This window comes from Dactylosporangium sp. NPDC051484 (genome assembly GCF_040689395.1).
Lineage (GTDB): Bacteria > Actinomycetota > Actinomycetes > Mycobacteriales > Micromonosporaceae > Dactylosporangium.
Genome location: NZ_JBFAZX010000019.1, coordinates 99,033 through 112,676 on the forward strand (window position 1 = coordinate 99,033; position 13,644 = coordinate 112,676).

A 13,644-nucleotide genomic window follows, 5' to 3' on the forward strand; every position below is an offset into this window, starting at 1 on the left:
CCGGGCAACGGGTACCACCTCTGCAATCGCCCCGGACCGACTTGCTGGTCTGGTCTCCGGGCGGCCTGGGAGGCAGTTCGAAACGGCCGGCGGGCTCAGGTCGTCGGGCCGATGCCGGTTGTGGTGCCGCTCCCGACGTCCGCGCTCAACTCCGGAAACACTTTGCCCACCTTTCGCACGAGATATTCACCGTAGGCGCCGGTAAAAGCCTCAGGTCCTGACCCGTCCCACCGCTGGGCACCGGCGGAGCCGTCGGCGGCGGCCCGGCCGGGCAGCGGCGGGACCTCTGTGGTGAAGTCCGGGTGGAAGAAGAGCGGGAACGACAGGCGTTTGTTCCCGCTCACGTTGCGGACCCGGTGTGGCGTCGAGCGGTACCAGCCGCCGGTCATCCGATCGAGCATGCCGCCGATGTCGCACACGCAGATACCGGGATCGGTGGGGCGTCGAGCCCCTTCCGGGGTGATCGTGGGTGCGGGTGCTGTCCGTCGCGGCCGCTGGAAGGGTCCCGGGCGGCGGGGGCGGTGTGATCGGCAGCCGATTCGATCTCGTGTGTGGCTCGTTCGTCCTCGCCGTGACGAATCAGGTTGGTGACGTCGACGACTGGGAGGTCGGCCGGAGGTGTGAGCTCGCGCCCGGAAGCGTAGGCGGCCCGGCTGCCCGTTGGTGTTTCGCGTGCTGTCAACCATGGTTGACGGAGAGGTGTGATGTCAACTAAAGTTGACGCATGACGGAGGTAAACGACCTCGCGGCCGCGGCCGCGAGCCCCGACCCGCGCATCGGTCTGCGGGCCGCGGTGGCGCTGCGCCGGCTCGCCGACGCGCTGGAGGTGCTCCAGGTCGACAACGCGCGCCTGCAGGGCTGGTCCTGGCAGGAGATCGCCGATGCCCTCGACGTCTCGAGGCAGGCCGTGCACAAGAAGCACGCCGGACGGGTACCGACGCGGTCCGCGGCCGTCCCCGATGCGTCGCGAGCGCGGGCGGCTTCGGGAGCCGAGACGCCGGCTACCGAAACACCGACCACCACAGCGCCGGGATCGGCGCAAACACTGAAAGGGGAGCAGTGATGTTCGAGCGGTTCACCGACCATGCCCGGACCGTCGTGAAGGTCACGAAACAGGAGGCCGACGAACTCGGCCATCAAGCGATCGGCACCGAGCACATGGTGTTGGCGCTGCTGCGTGACGACGGCGGAATCGGGCATACGGTACTGCGTGCGTGCGGCATCGAGTACGACGAGATCCGGGCCACGGTCGCCGCCGGGGACGACGCGGCGGCACTGCGCTCCATCGGCATCGATCTCGACGCGGTGCGCGCCAGCGTGGAGCAGACCTTCGGGCCGGGTGCTCTGGAACGCGCCGAGCCAGCCGAGCGCGGCGGCCTCCTGTTCCGCCTTTCGAAGCTGCCGACCCGGTTCAACAACGGGGCGAAGAAGAGCCTGGAGCTGTCGCTGCGGGTCGCGCTTTCGCTCAAACACAACTACATCGGCACCGAGCACATCCTCTTGGCGGTCATCAAGGAGGAGCGGGGTTCCGGCGGGCGCCTGCTGCGAGAGCGGGGCATGACCTATGACCGCACGATGGATCTCGTGCTGACCGCATTGAAGAACGCCGCGTAAGAACGCGACCCGAACGCAGCCGCTCGAGCGACGGTTGAACGGCTCGGTGATCGCGATCCGGTCGAGCAGCGCGGAGTCGAGCAGCTCGGAGTCAACCTGTGGAACGGCCGATTCCAGGAGTTCGGCGAGGGATCGTCTACCGTTCCCGTATGGAGCGGACGCTTACCTGGCGCGACCTGAACCGGGCGCTGCTTGCCCGCCAGATGTTGCTGGAGCGCGTGTCGCTCGACATCCCCGAGGTGCTGCAGCGGATGGGCGGCCTCCAGGCCCAGTACGCGCCGTCGATGTACATCGGTCTGTGGGCCCGTATCGAGGGCTTCGATCGTGATGGGCTGACCCGGATGTTGGAGCGCCGCGAGGTGGTCCAGGCGACCCTCCTGCGTGCCACGCTTCACCTGGTGTCCAAGGCCGACTACTGGCCGTTCGAGGTGGGCGTCAGATCGGCGCGCCAAGCGGCCTACCTGCGGACGGTCCGGGACCGGCCAGAGCCCGAAGCGATTGACGACGCGGTAGCACGGTTGCGTGCACTCCTGAGCGAACGCCCGGTGCGCCGGAGCGAACTCGACGAGCTGTTCGGGCCACGGATCCGGCACGGCATCGGCATGTTCCTCGACATGGTCCGCGTGCCGCCGTCCGGCACCTGGGCGCGGCGCCGGGCCGACCTGTTCGGCGCCGCCGAGGATTGGGTCGGCCCGCCCGACGTGACCGAGGACGACGCGCAGGACCTGTTGATCCGGCGGTACCTCAGTGCGTTCGGGCCAGCCCACCGCACCGAGATCGCGGACTGGGCGGGCCTGCCCGTCTCCGTGGTGGCGAAGGTGCTTGCCCGCCACGAGCTGCGCACATTCCGCGACGAACGCGGCCGGGAACTGATCGACGTGCCCGATGGACCGCTGCCGGACCCGCAGACCCCGGCGCCGGTGCGGTTCCTACCGACCTACGACGCCACGCTGCTCGCCCACGCACGGCGCACGCTGATCCTGCCGGAGGAGCACCGCTCGAAGGTCTTCCATGTGCGCATGCCGCAGTCGATCGGCACGTTCCTCGTTGACGGTCAGGTGGCCGGCACCTGGGCGCTGAAGGCCAGCCGTGTGGAATGGGACGAGTTCGCGCCGCTGTCGGCACGGATCCGCCGCCAGGTCGACGCGGAGGCCGACCGACTCACGGCGTTTCACGGTTGACGTGGCGCTGCTCTTCCCGCCCGCGTCGCGCTGACCCTGCGCGCCTTGGATGGGACCGATCCGCTGGGGCGTTCGGCGGTGCCACGGGCGCGTCCGCCATCGCGCCCGGCGCGGTTGACGGCGCCTTCGGCGTCGCTCGCGGCCGAGTCACCGGCGGGCCTGCCGCCCCAACCGCTGACGAGGCGGCCGTTTGTGACGCAGTTGATGTCGCCACGTCCGGCGCAGACGCCAGCGCCACCGGTGAGCCCGATGGCCCGGCCATCGAGGCGCCGTACCCACGATGTCGTCCTGGCGGCGGGTCCCCGCCTCGACTCCTGGGCGGCGTTGCATCAACCCGAGGCCGGCTGGGCCCGAGCTCGTACCGCCGCCCGTCCGGCCGCATGATCCAGATCCAGCCGCTGCGGGGCTCTCGGAACAGCCGCCAGCCCCGCTCATGCATGCACACGTGGTGATACCGGCACAACAGCACGAGGTTGTCGACGTCGGTCTCGCCGTGGTCCCGGATCCACTCGCGCAGGTGATGACTGTCGCACCAGTTCGCCGGTATCCGGCAGCCCGGCCATCGGCAGTACGGGTCACGAGCCGCGAGCGCTCGTCGCAGCGGCGGGGGCGTGTTGCGGTATGCCCGGCCGAGCTTCAGTGGTACCCCGTTCTCAGGATGCAGCCACAGCTGCTGCAGCGTGGCATCGCAGCTGAGCCGCGCGGCCAGCGCATCGCTCACCGGCCCCCACCCGGCCATCACCGCGGGCCCGTCGCGGTCGCCACCGTCGGGGCCGCCCGCAACGCCGTCGCCGCGGACGGAGTCGGCACCGTCCGGGCCGTCGTCGCGAGCTGTCTCCTCCGCATCGGTACCGCCGTGGTCGTGCACCCGTAGATAGCGATAGACCGGCATCAGCAGTCCGATGCTGGGCCGTCCCCCGGCGACCTCGGGCGCCCGCCCCGAGCGCAGCACGGCATTGAGCATGTCCGCGGTCGCATCGTGCCGCCGCTGCGCCGGACTGCGATCGTCCCCCTGGCCGGGCGGCTCCGTGAACGCGTCCAGGGCAGTGCCGAACAGCGCCCCGGTCTCGGTGTCGAGGACGCCGCGCAGGCGCCACATGTCGCCGAGCCGCGTGAGCGTGACACCCCGCCGCCGGTATTGCTCCTCGGACGGCGTGTTCTTATCCGCCAGGGCCAGGTCCCGCAGATGGCCGCACGCCTCCTGCAGGTGCTCCGGGTTGGCGTTCTGCGCGAGCTCGACCAGCGTGTGCTCGGCCTGCTCGATGACCTCGTCGCCGACCTCCTCGGCGGTCAGCCCGATCCGGTTGACATGCTCGGCGCTGACCTCGCCGGCGTCGAACGACTGCGCGAGCTCGGTAAGCAGCCGCGTGACCCCGGTGGCGCGCATCCGCCCGCTGGCGGCGGGCCCCGACAACCGGCCGAACCCGACCAGCCATTGCTTCGTCGTGCCGAAACCGTCGCGGTGGCTCAGCCGGCGATCGTCGAAGATCCCCACGAACCGGCCGATGACCGCATCGAGTCGATGCTGGCAGCGCAGCAGCGCCAGCAGCGAGTCCCGTACCGTCGGGTCGTCGAGCGTGTCGGGATCGAGCGCGGCGAGCGAAACGAGCGCCTCAGTGAGGGGCTCCACCACCCCCGTCGTATCCACCCCCCGACCGTAACCACCCCCACCCCCAACCCATGCATTCCCAATCCTCTATGTCACTCTGAGCGATCCTCCATCTCCCACAAGTGGTCGAGCGCGTGCCAGACGAACCGCCGCGCCGCGTACCGCGCCGTCCATCCGTTGCCAGTGAGCGGTCCGCCGTCTCCGGGTCGGCCCAGCGTGGCGATGACGTCGTCACGCAGCGCCTCGATCGCGGCGCGGTCGCCGATTGCGGGCTGCCGGTGCTTGACGCCGATCTTTCTGGCGTACGCGGCGTCGGTCCCGACGACGTGGTCGATCATCTTGTCGCGGTCCCGGCCGCCGCCGCGTGGCCCCTTGCGCAGGGATTCGGGCGCGGTTGCGGCGTACGCGTCGAACGCCGCCCACGCGGCTCGCGGCAGCCTCGTGTGCCGGTCGGCGACGGCGGCGGTGACCGGCCTCCCATCCGCGGCGGGTCGCCCGTCGGGCGCGCCGAACTCGGTGGTCGCCGTCCCGGGCACCCGCTCCACGACGTTCAGCCGAGCAGCGGTGGGGAAGCCGAACCCGGCGGCGGTGGCGATCGGCGCGTACCGCGCGCCGTAGGCGGCGAGCGCCTCGACCGCCTCCTCCTCGGTCTTGCCGAACCGTCCCCAGCCGGGCCAGTCGAGGCTGCCGGCGAAGACCTTCTTCTTGCCCGTCTCGAGGTAGATGTCGGCCATGCTGTGACCTTAAGCCGCATCCCTCGGCGGTGCCGGGCTCCGTACCTACCATGGTTCATATGCCTGATCTTGTGAGTTACCTTCGCGAGGCCCTGCTCGCCGGTGATGTGGAGACCACCCGGGACTCCAATCACAGCAACGCCGCCGCCTTCGCGGAAGGGCGCGAGGGCTACGTTTTCGGCCTCGTACCGCTCAAGACGTGGACGCTGCCGCAGGTGCTCGCGGTCATGGCCGAGCGCGTCGGTATCGACCCGAACCCGGAGCGGTCGACGGGCGCCGATGTCATCGACCCTTACAAGACCGTTCGTGCGCTCGAGCGCATGCGGGACCGCCTGCGCCTGGCCGCGCGGCGCCGCGAGCGGGTGATCGTGGCGACCGGCCACCCGGCCGGCATCATCGAGGTACACCTGGCGATCGCCGCGGCGCTGCGCGCGGCCGGGTGCGAGTTGCTGCAGCCGGCGCCGGGTGCCGTGTTCGACGCCCCTGTCCACTACGCCGGTCGCGAGTTCCCCCTGGCGGTGCGGTACATCGGTGGCGTAGCGGTCGCAGCGGAGCGAGGCATCGCGTTGTGGCACACCCACTCGCCGGACGGCATGCGGGCCATGCTGGCCGAGCTCGAGTGGCGTCGGGAGGCGCTCCCGGACCTGGTCGTCGCCGACCACGGTTTCGCCGGCGCGGCCGCGGCCGCCGGGCTCGACGTGGTGTCGTTCGCGGACAGCAACGATCCGGCTCTGTTCATCGGCGAGGCTGAGGGCCGGGTCTCGGTGACGGTGCCGATCGACGACAACGTTCAGCCGCAGCTGTACGGCCCGGTCAGCGAGTTCCTGCTGGAGGGGGTAGTGCCCGCCGTGTGACCCCCGGCGGGCCTGTCCCGGGGCACAGCAGAGCCCAGCGCCGTCGAACGTGACCAGCGCACCATAAAGAGTCGAGGCCCGTCGGAAAGTACGACATGGGTTCCTTCCCGATGAATGCCCTGGGCGGACGTTGGTGGCCAGCGGCAGAGACTTGCACAGAGGGGGCATCACCCGGTCCCCGTTTTTGTCGTACTCGGGTGGCAGAGTTGTGGCATGCGCGTCGGGCTGCTCGGACCACTCACCGTCGAGGTCGACGGCCGGCCGGTCGAGGTCGGCGGCGCCAGGCTGCGCACACTGCTCGTCCGCCTCGCCCTTGAGCCCGGCCGGTTCGTTCCCCTCGACCAGCTCGTCGACGCCCTGTGGCCCGACGGCACGCCCGGCGGCGGCTCCGGCGCCCGAGGCGGACAGGCGCCGGCCGATCCCGCCAATGCCGTGCAGTCGCTGGTGTCGCGGCTGCGCAAGACGCTCGGCGCCGGCAATCCGGCGCTGGAGTCGGGCCCGGGCGGATACCGGCTCAACATCGCGCCAGGCGACGTCGACGCCTGCTGCTTCGAGCGTCTCGCCGCCGAAGGGCGCGCAGCGCTGCGGGCCGACGAGCCGAGCAGCGCCACCCGGTTGCTGCGCGAGGCACTGGACCTGTGGCGCGGCCCGGCGCTGGCCGACAGCGGCGGCGAGCGCGGCGCGGTCGTCGCCCGCTGGGAGGAGCTGCGCCTGGCCGCGACCGAGGACCTCATCGAGGCGTCCGGCCTCGCCGCCGAGACCCGGGCCGGGGCCATCGCCGAGCTGCAGGAGCTCATCGTCGCCAACCCGCTGCGTGAGCGGCTGGTGGCGCTGCTGATCCGGGCCCTGCATGCCGATGGGCGACAGGCGGAGGCACTGGCCGCGTTCGAGGAGTGCCGGCTCCGCCTCGCCGACCGCCTCGGCGCCGATCCCTCGCCCGAGCTGCGCGGCGCGCACACCGCCGTCCTGCGCGCCGGGGCCCGCCCGCCCCGCACCGGCAACCTGCGGGCGCCGCTGACCAGCTTCGTCGGGCGGGCCGGCGACGTCCAACGGCTCGCCACGCAGGTCGCCGACAGCCGCCTCGTCACGCTCGTCGGCCCCGGCGGGGCCGGCAAGACCCGGCTCGCCACCACGGTCTCCGCGGCGCTGGGGCGGCAGCTGTCCGACGGGGCCTGGCTGGTTGAGCTCGCCCCGGTGGCCGAGGCCGCCGAGGTTCCCGCGGTTGTACTGCGCACGCTGACCGCCGGCGGCCTCGGCCAGCCGGAGAGCGGAATGCGCCCCCGCCGCATCGACCTCCTGGACCAGCTCGCGGAGGCGTTGACGCTACCCGGCGTGCTGCTGGTGCTGGACAACTGCGAGCACGTCGTGGACGCCGCCGCGAAGCTCAGCGAGGAGCTGCTCGGCCGGTGCCCGAAGCTGCGGATCCTGGCGACCAGCCGGGAGCCGCTGGGCATCCTCGGCGAGACGCTGTTCCCCGTCGGCCCGCTGCCCTTGCCCGGCCTGCTGCCCCTGCCCGGCCCGCTCCCGCCCGGACTGTCCCCGCCGCTAGCACTCCAGCCTGGGCGAGACCCGGCAGTAACGGGCGGCCCGGCGACGGTGCTCGACTCGGCGACGACGCGTGACCGGGCGATGACGGATGGCCGGGCCTTGACACGCGACCGGGCGATGACAGCGGCCTGGGCGAGCGCGTCTCCCGCGGTACAACTGCTGAGGGATCGGGCGGCGGCCGTGCGGCCCGGTTTCACGGTGACCGACGACAACGTCGGGGCGGTGGTCGAGATCTGCCGCCGGCTCGACGGCCTGCCGCTGGGCATCGAGCTCGCCGCGGCCCGGCTGCGTTCGTTCACACCCGAGCAGCTCGCGGCGCGCCTCGACGACCGGTTCCGGCTGCTCACCGGCGGCAGCCGGACGGCCCTGCCACGGCACCGCACCCTGCACGCGGTGGTGGCGTGGAGCTGGGACCTGCTCGGCCCGCAGGAGCGGGAGTTCGCCGAGTCACTCGCGGTGTTCCCGGGCACGTTCGACGCGGACGCCGCGGCGGCGGTCAGCGGCGCCGCCGACGCCGAGGCACTGCTCGATGTCCTCGTCGACCGGTCGCTGCTGCAGGTGGCCGGGGGTGGCCGGGTGCGGTATCGCATGCTCGAGACGATCCGCGAGTTCGCGCTCGAGGAGCTCGGCCGCCGCGGGGGAGCGGGCCCGGCCAGAGCCGCGCACGCCGCCCACTTCCTGGCCCTGATGGAGGAGGCGGAGCCGCACCTGCGCACCGGGGCGCAGGTGGAGTGGCTCGACCGGCTGCGCCCTGAGCAGGACAACCTGCACGCCGCGGTGGCGCACGTCTGCGACACCGGTGACGCGCTGAGCGCGTTCCGGCTCGGCGCCGCCAGCGGCTGGTTCTGGATATTCGAGGACAGCCACGCCGAGGCGGTGCTGTGGCTCAGGCGCATCCTCGCCGTGGCCGACAGCGGGCCGGATCCGGTGCCCACGGACCTGCGGCTCGTGGTTACGTCGATGTATGTCGTGAACAGCGGGTTCGCGGGCGACTTCCAGGTCGCTGCGGAGCAGCTGGACGAGCTCGTCTCGCTCGCCGCCGCCGTGCCGCCGGGCGGGCACCCGTTCGTGGAGCTCATCGAGCCGGTGGTGCTGCTGTTCCGGGACGACAGCGAGCGCGGCGGCGAGGTCATCCGGCGCCGTCTCGACGGCTCGGTCGATCCCTGGACGCGGGCGATGCTGCTGTCGATCCTTGGCCTCCTCCACGAGAACGACGGCGACATCGACGGTATGGTTCGCGAGCTCAACGCCGCCGCGGCGCAGTTCCGCCGGGTCGGGGAGCGCTGGGGCCTGGCGATGACCCTCGCGTCCGTCGCCGACGCCCACACCCGCCGGGGCGATTTCGCGGCCGCGATCACGCACCTGGAGGAGTCGATCGAGCTGCACTCACAGCTCGGCGTGCACTCCAGCGGTGCGTATCTGCGGATCAGCATGGCGGCGCTGCGCCGGCACACCGACGGACCGCAGGTGGCGCGGGCGCTGTTGCGCGCGTTCGTCGAGGACGCCCGGCAGCCGGCCCGTGACGTCTCGCGCGCGATGCTGGAGCTCGGCCATCTCATCCGGGCCGAGGGCGACATCGACGAGGCCGACCGGCTCTACCTCGAGGCGTGGCGGCTGCAGCAGCAGTCGCTGTTGGTCGCCCCGCAGTACAAGGCGATCGTGCTGGCGGCGCGCGCCGAGGTCGATGTGGCTCGCGGCGAGCATGACCTGGCGCGGGCACGGCTGGCCGAAGCGCTCGACCTGGCGCTGCCGGCCCGGGACATGCCGGTCGTGGGCCGGCTCGCGGTCACCTTCGCCGGTCTCGTCCGGGCGCTCGGCGACCACGTGCGGGCCGCGGAGCTGCTCGGCGCGGCCGAGCGGCTGGCCGGCACCCGCGACGCGGCGAACGCCGACTGGACCGGCCGCCTGGCCCAGCTGCGGGCCGACCTCGGCGCCGCCGCCTTCGACGCGGCCCTGGCCCGCGGCATGGACATGCCGCGGGCCAGGGCCCTGGAGCTGGTCATACCCTGACCGGTCGTGGTGTGACAGTCACTTCTGACCATCACGCCGTGACCATCACGCCGTGACCATCACGTGCCCGGCCGAGCGGCCGGCCCTGTCGTCAGGCCTTGCGGCGGTAGGCGCGCACCGCGAGCGGCGCGAACACCAGCAGGATCGCCACGGACCAGATGAGCGTCTTCATCACCGGCTCGAATACCGGCGCGTTGCCGACCATCAGCCCCCGCGCCGCCTCCATCGCGTCGGCGACCGGGTTGATGTTCACCCACGCCTGCAGCCACCCGGGCAGCGTGTTCGTCGGTACGAGCACGTTGGTGCCGAACGTCAGCGGGAACATGATCACGAAGCCGAGGCCCTGCACCGCGCCCGGCTCCCGGACGATCATGCCCAGCAGCACGAACATCCAGCTGAAGCAGAACGCCATGAACATGACCAGCAGGCAGGCGGCGACCGCCTCCGGCACCGAGGTACCGATCCGGAAGCCCAGCAGGTATCCGAAGCCGATCATCACCACGATCGACACCACGAACCGGATCATGTCGCCGAGCACCCCGCCGATCAGCGGCGCGGACCGTCCGATGGGCAGGCTGCGGAACCGGTCGAAGACGCCCGTCTTGATGTCGGTGTTGAGGCTCACACCGGTCGGCGCCGACGCGAACAGCACGTTCTGCACCATCAGCGCCGGGAGCAGGAACTGCAGGTACTCGTGACGTGACCCGGCGATGGCCCCGCCGAGGAGGTACACGAACAGCACGATGAAGATGATCGGCTGCAGCGTGACGTCGAGCAGCTGCTCCGGCGTGCGCATCGTCTTGATGAGGCTGCGCCGCGCCATGACGAGGCTGTGCCGCGCCAGCCCGAACGGGCGCGCCGGGACGGCCGCGATGAACTGGGTGCCGTCGGCCGCGGTCTTGCGTGTGGTCGTGGTCGTCATGCCGCCACCTCCTGCCGTTCGCGGGTCAGCGTGAAGAACACCTCGTCGAGGCTGGGCAGGTGCAGTGACAGCTCGATGACGCTGATGCCCGCCTCGTCGAGCCGGCGTACGACGGCCGTCATGGCGCTGCCGTCCGCGACCGGCACCGACATCACCCCGCGTCCGTGCGACTCCGGCTCGTTGCCGGACACGTTGGCCAGGATCGTCGCGACCGTGTCCAGGTGCGCCGGATCGGCCGGCCGCACGCTGATCGTCTGGCCGCCGACGATGTGCTTGAGCTGCGCCGGAGTGCCGTGCGCGATGACCTTGCCGTGGTTGATCACCGAGATGTTGTCGGCGAGCGCGTCGGCCTCCTCGAGGTACTGCGTGGTCAGCAGCACCGTCGTGCCCTCCTGTACCTGGGCGCGCACCATGTTCCACACGTCCTCGCGCTTGGCCGGGTCCAGGCCCGTCGTGGGCTCGTCGAGGTAGACCACGGCGGGCCGGCCGACGAGGCTGGCGGCCAGATCGAGGCGGCGACGCATGCCGCCGGAGTACGTCTTCGCCGGCCGGTTCGCCGCCTCGCTCAGGTCGAACTCGGCGAGCAGTTGCGCGGCCCGCGCCTTCGCCTCCTTCGCGCGCAGGTCGAGCAGCTGGCCGATGAGGACGAGGTTCTCGGTGCCGGTCAGGTCCTCGTCGACCGACGCGAACTGCCCGGTCAGCCCGCTGATGCGGCGCACCGCCCCCGGCTGGCGCACGACGTCATACCCGCCGACGACCGCCCGCCCCTCGTCGGGGCGCAGCAACGTGGCCAGGATGCGTACCGCGGTGGTCTTGCCGGCGCCGTTCGGGCCGAGTACGCCGAGTACCGTCCCTGGCTCGGCGGCCAGGTCCACCCCGGCCAGCGCGGTGGTCTTGCCGAAGCGCTTGACCAGGCCGGTCGCCTGGAAAGCGAAGCTCATGGCGTGTCCCCCTGTGAATGTCGCCTACGCAGTGCAGTATGCCCGGCGCCGCTGTCAAACCGCGCACATCGCCCTGTCATGCGCTGACAGGCCGCCGTACCACCCCATGGTCGCCCGCTTCCCGTATCGTGGACACGAGTTGACGATGCCGCGAGCGGCTCGGCAGCATCCATTCCATGGGGCATGACGGCGCGCTGCTGACCCAACGACTGGTGGTCGACCTGGTTCGACACGCCAGCGCGCGCTGTACCCGCTAGAGCTCCCGCTCGCGGTCCCGCTCCGTTTCATCCGTTTTCTGTGGCCGTGGCTTCCCCCACAGGGCCGCGTCTTCTGCTTTAATTCCTATCTAGTACGTGCGAATAATGGAGAACATGCCCATGTCTGTCGTCACCACCGTCACCCGCGCGACGGACCTGTTGTCGCTCGCCCGCGCCTACGCCGCGGCCCCCGACGACTGGCCGTTCGCGCCCCGCTTCGATCCCGCGCGGCGCTGGTACGGTCGCCTCGCCCTCGCCGACGACCACGAGGTCTGGCTGCTCACCTGGCTGCCCGGGCAGGCCACCGACCTGCACGACCACGGCGGCTCCGCCGGCGCGTTCACCGTCTTCTCCGGCGAGGTCGTCGAGCAGACCGTGCGCGGCGGTGAGCTGGCGAACACGGTCCACGCCGCGGGCGAGGGTCGCCGCTTCGGCGCCCACCACGTCCACCGCATCGTCAACAACGGCACCCGCCCGGCCGTCACTGTGCACGTGTACGGTCCGGCGCTGACCGCGATGACGAGGTACCGGCTGCACGAGGGCCGGCTCAGCGTCGAGTCAGTGACGAGGGCGGGGGCGGACTGGTGACAGTACCCACCACCGAGCCGGCCGAGCCCACCACCGAGCCGGCCGAGCCCACCACCGAGCCGGCCGAGCCCACCACCGAGCCGGCCGAGCCCACCACCGAGCGGGCTATCCGTCGCGACCCGGGCCGGGGCATCGACGTCATCCTGGCCGAGGCACGTGCCCGGCTGCACCGCCTCGACGCCGACCAGGCCCGCCTCGCCGCCGCGGAGGGAGCCGTGCTCGTCGACATCCGCCCCGCCGCGCAGCGTGCCGCCGAAGGTGAGATCCCGGGCGCGCTCATCGTCGAGCGCAATGTCCTGGAGTGGCGCTTCGACCCGCGCAGCGACGCGCGTCTGAACATCGCCGATCGGTACGACCTGCCGGTCGTGGTCTTCTGCTCCGAGGGCTACACCTCGTCGCTGGCGGCGGCCGCGCTGCAGGACCTTGGCCTGTACCGGGCGACCGACCTGGCCGGCGGCTTCCACGCGTGGAAGGCGGCCGGACACCCGGTCACCGCGGAGTGACTACCCTAGGAGGGTGAAGCTCAAGCTCGACCTCCACGACATCTTCAACCGCAGCGGCGACATCGAGCGCGCCCTGCGCGGAATCATCGACGAGGCGGTGGCCAAGCGGGCCACCCTCGTCGAGATCATTCCCGGCAAGGGGTCGGGCGCCCTGAAGAAGCGGGTGCTGCGTTTCCTCGATCAGCGCGAGATCAAGGCGCTGTATCACCGCGTCGAGAAGGACTCCGACAACTTCGGCCGCCTGTTCGTGCACTTCCGCTGGAACGAGTCCTCAGGCCGCCGTCGCTGATTTCGCAGTCGTACCTCTTGTGCCCCGCCCGGCGCCGCGCTGCGCCCTGACGGCGGATTTTTCTCCGACGCGGCCACGATCGGGATGGCACGGCACCGGTCGGCGGTCAGAATGCGTCGGCTGCGTCGGCGAGGTGGCAGTCCGCGACCAGCCGCGGCACGGTCCAGTCCGCGTCCGACCAGTCCATGCTGTCCGGCGTCGGCGTCGGCGTCGGCGTCGGCGTCGGCAGGGGCCGGCCGTGACACTGGTACGCGCGATGGCCGACCGGGCGTACGCGGCCAGCGAGATCGGGTCGAGTGCCTTCCCGGCCGCGATCAGGCTCTCCCAGACCGCCGCGGTGTGCTGGTCGACCCGCGCGAGCAGGAACGGCTGCGCCATGGCCTCGGCCAGCCCGTCCACGCCGATCATGGCCACTCGGCGGTCGCCAGGTAGCCGACGTCGAAGGCCACCGGGGCGGCGGGGGTGAGTTCGATGTTCATGGACGATGGCGCTAGGAAGTCCAAGCCTCATTGAGCACTCCGTTCATACGACGTCACGCTCCGGAATCGGTTTGCCCGGCCGCCCCAGAAATGTCGGGGGTGGCGTGCAGAATGT

The 13,644-nt window shown here is 71.5% G+C and carries 12 protein-coding genes and 1 pseudogene; 8 read left to right on the forward strand and 5 right to left on the reverse strand.

Annotated elements, in window-relative coordinates:
- Positions 1–95: 95 nt before the first annotated feature.
- Positions 96–419 carry a 2OG-Fe(II) oxygenase family protein gene (locus AB0367_RS26575; protein ID WP_366229131.1) on the reverse strand — a complete coding sequence of 108 codons (324 nt, stop codon included), beginning with the start codon at positions 417–419 and terminating at the stop codon, positions 96–98.
- A 305-nt stretch (positions 420–724) separates the two neighbouring features.
- Between AB0367_RS26575 and AB0367_RS26580 the strand changes: the two are divergent.
- From AB0367_RS26580 to AB0367_RS26590, 3 genes and pseudogenes are all read left to right on the forward strand, one after another.
- Positions 725–922 (forward strand): annotated as a pseudogene (locus AB0367_RS26580) (helix-turn-helix domain-containing protein); the annotation flags it as partial.
- 140 nt (positions 923–1,062) lie between these two features.
- The gene (locus AB0367_RS26585; RefSeq protein WP_366229132.1) at positions 1,063–1,614 is read left to right on the forward strand and encodes a Clp protease N-terminal domain-containing protein; all 552 of its coding nucleotides are present in this window, start codon (positions 1,063–1,065) and stop codon (positions 1,612–1,614) included.
- Positions 1,615–1,763: 149 nt separating this feature from the next.
- Positions 1,764–2,795 carry a winged helix DNA-binding domain-containing protein gene (locus AB0367_RS26590; RefSeq protein ID WP_366229133.1) on the forward strand — a complete coding sequence of 344 codons (1,032 nt, stop codon included), beginning with the start codon at positions 1,764–1,766 and terminating at the stop codon, positions 2,793–2,795.
- Here AB0367_RS26590 and AB0367_RS26595 read toward each other — a convergent pair.
- Both AB0367_RS26595 and AB0367_RS26600 read right to left on the reverse strand, forming a co-directional pair.
- On the reverse strand, positions 2,776–4,443 hold the full coding sequence (locus tag AB0367_RS26595; protein ID WP_366229134.1) for a DUF222 domain-containing protein: 1,668 nt from the start codon (positions 4,441–4,443) through the stop codon (positions 2,776–2,778). The genes AB0367_RS26590 and AB0367_RS26595 overlap by 20 nt on opposite strands.
- A 53-nt stretch (positions 4,444–4,496) precedes the next feature.
- The gene (locus AB0367_RS26600) at positions 4,497–5,138 is read right to left on the reverse strand and encodes a hypothetical protein (RefSeq protein WP_366229135.1); all 642 of its coding nucleotides are present in this window, start codon (positions 5,136–5,138) and stop codon (positions 4,497–4,499) included.
- 59 nt (positions 5,139–5,197) lie between these two features.
- Between AB0367_RS26600 and AB0367_RS26605 the strand changes: the two genes are divergently transcribed.
- The gene (locus AB0367_RS26605; RefSeq protein WP_366229136.1) at positions 5,198–5,992 is read left to right on the forward strand and encodes a phosphatase; all 795 of its coding nucleotides are present in this window, start codon (positions 5,198–5,200) and stop codon (positions 5,990–5,992) included.
- A gap of 213 nt (positions 5,993–6,205) precedes the next feature.
- Complete coding sequence (locus AB0367_RS26610) at positions 6,206–9,550, forward strand: BTAD domain-containing putative transcriptional regulator (protein WP_366229137.1); 3,345 nt, start codon at positions 6,206–6,208, stop codon at positions 9,548–9,550.
- 91 nt (positions 9,551–9,641) lie between these two features.
- On the opposite strand, the gene AB0367_RS26615 is transcribed toward AB0367_RS26610, so the two are convergent.
- Positions 9,642–10,472 (reverse strand): ABC transporter permease, encoded by an 831-nt coding sequence (locus tag AB0367_RS26615; protein WP_366229138.1) that lies wholly within the window; start codon positions 10,470–10,472, stop codon positions 9,642–9,644.
- Entirely contained in the window at positions 10,469–11,413 is a 945-nt protein-coding gene (locus AB0367_RS26620) for an ATP-binding cassette domain-containing protein (protein ID WP_366229140.1), read from the reverse strand. The genes AB0367_RS26615 and AB0367_RS26620 overlap by 4 nt, the downstream gene beginning before the upstream one ends.
- Positions 11,414–11,784: 371 nt before the next feature.
- Here AB0367_RS26620 and AB0367_RS26625 point away from each other — a divergent pair, with 371 nt between their 5' ends.
- The 3 genes from AB0367_RS26625 to AB0367_RS26635 all read left to right on the forward strand — a co-directional run bounded on the left by AB0367_RS26625 (position 11,785) and on the right by AB0367_RS26635 (position 13,050).
- Positions 11,785–12,258 carry a cysteine dioxygenase family protein gene (locus AB0367_RS26625; RefSeq protein WP_366229141.1) on the forward strand — a complete coding sequence of 158 codons (474 nt, stop codon included), beginning with the start codon at positions 11,785–11,787 and terminating at the stop codon, positions 12,256–12,258.
- Between the two features lie 107 nt (positions 12,259–12,365).
- The gene (locus AB0367_RS26630) at positions 12,366–12,761 is read left to right on the forward strand and encodes a rhodanese-like domain-containing protein (protein WP_366229176.1); all 396 of its coding nucleotides are present in this window, start codon (positions 12,366–12,368) and stop codon (positions 12,759–12,761) included.
- A 13-nt stretch (positions 12,762–12,774) separates the two neighbouring features.
- Complete coding sequence (locus tag AB0367_RS26635; protein ID WP_366229142.1) at positions 12,775–13,050, forward strand: Smr/MutS family protein; 276 nt, start codon at positions 12,775–12,777, stop codon at positions 13,048–13,050.
- Positions 13,051–13,644 lie beyond the last annotated feature (594 nt).

What these genes read in the sequence shown, in the direction of transcription:
- AB0367_RS26590 (WP_366229133.1), top strand. Translation starts at nt 1,764, where the DNA reads ATGGAGCGGACGCTTACCTGGCGCGACCTGAACCGGGCGCTGCTTGCC.
- AB0367_RS26605 (WP_366229136.1), top strand. Translation starts at nt 5,198, where the DNA reads ATGCCTGATCTTGTGAGTTACCTTCGCGAGGCCCTGCTCGCCGGTGAT.
- AB0367_RS26610 (WP_366229137.1), top strand. Translation starts at nt 6,206, where the DNA reads ATGCGCGTCGGGCTGCTCGGACCACTCACCGTCGAGGTCGACGGCCGG.
- AB0367_RS26600 (WP_366229135.1), bottom strand. Translation starts at nt 5,138, where the DNA reads ATGGCCGACATCTACCTCGAGACGGGCAAGAAGAAGGTCTTCGCCGGC.
- AB0367_RS26620 (WP_366229140.1), bottom strand. Translation starts at nt 11,413, where the DNA reads ATGAGCTTCGCTTTCCAGGCGACCGGCCTGGTCAAGCGCTTCGGCAAG.
- AB0367_RS26585 (WP_366229132.1), top strand. Translation starts at nt 1,063, where the DNA reads ATGTTCGAGCGGTTCACCGACCATGCCCGGACCGTCGTGAAGGTCACG.
- AB0367_RS26615 (WP_366229138.1), bottom strand. Translation starts at nt 10,472, where the DNA reads ATGACGACCACGACCACACGCAAGACCGCGGCCGACGGCACCCAGTTC.
- AB0367_RS26625 (WP_366229141.1), top strand. Translation starts at nt 11,785, where the DNA reads ATGCCCATGTCTGTCGTCACCACCGTCACCCGCGCGACGGACCTGTTG.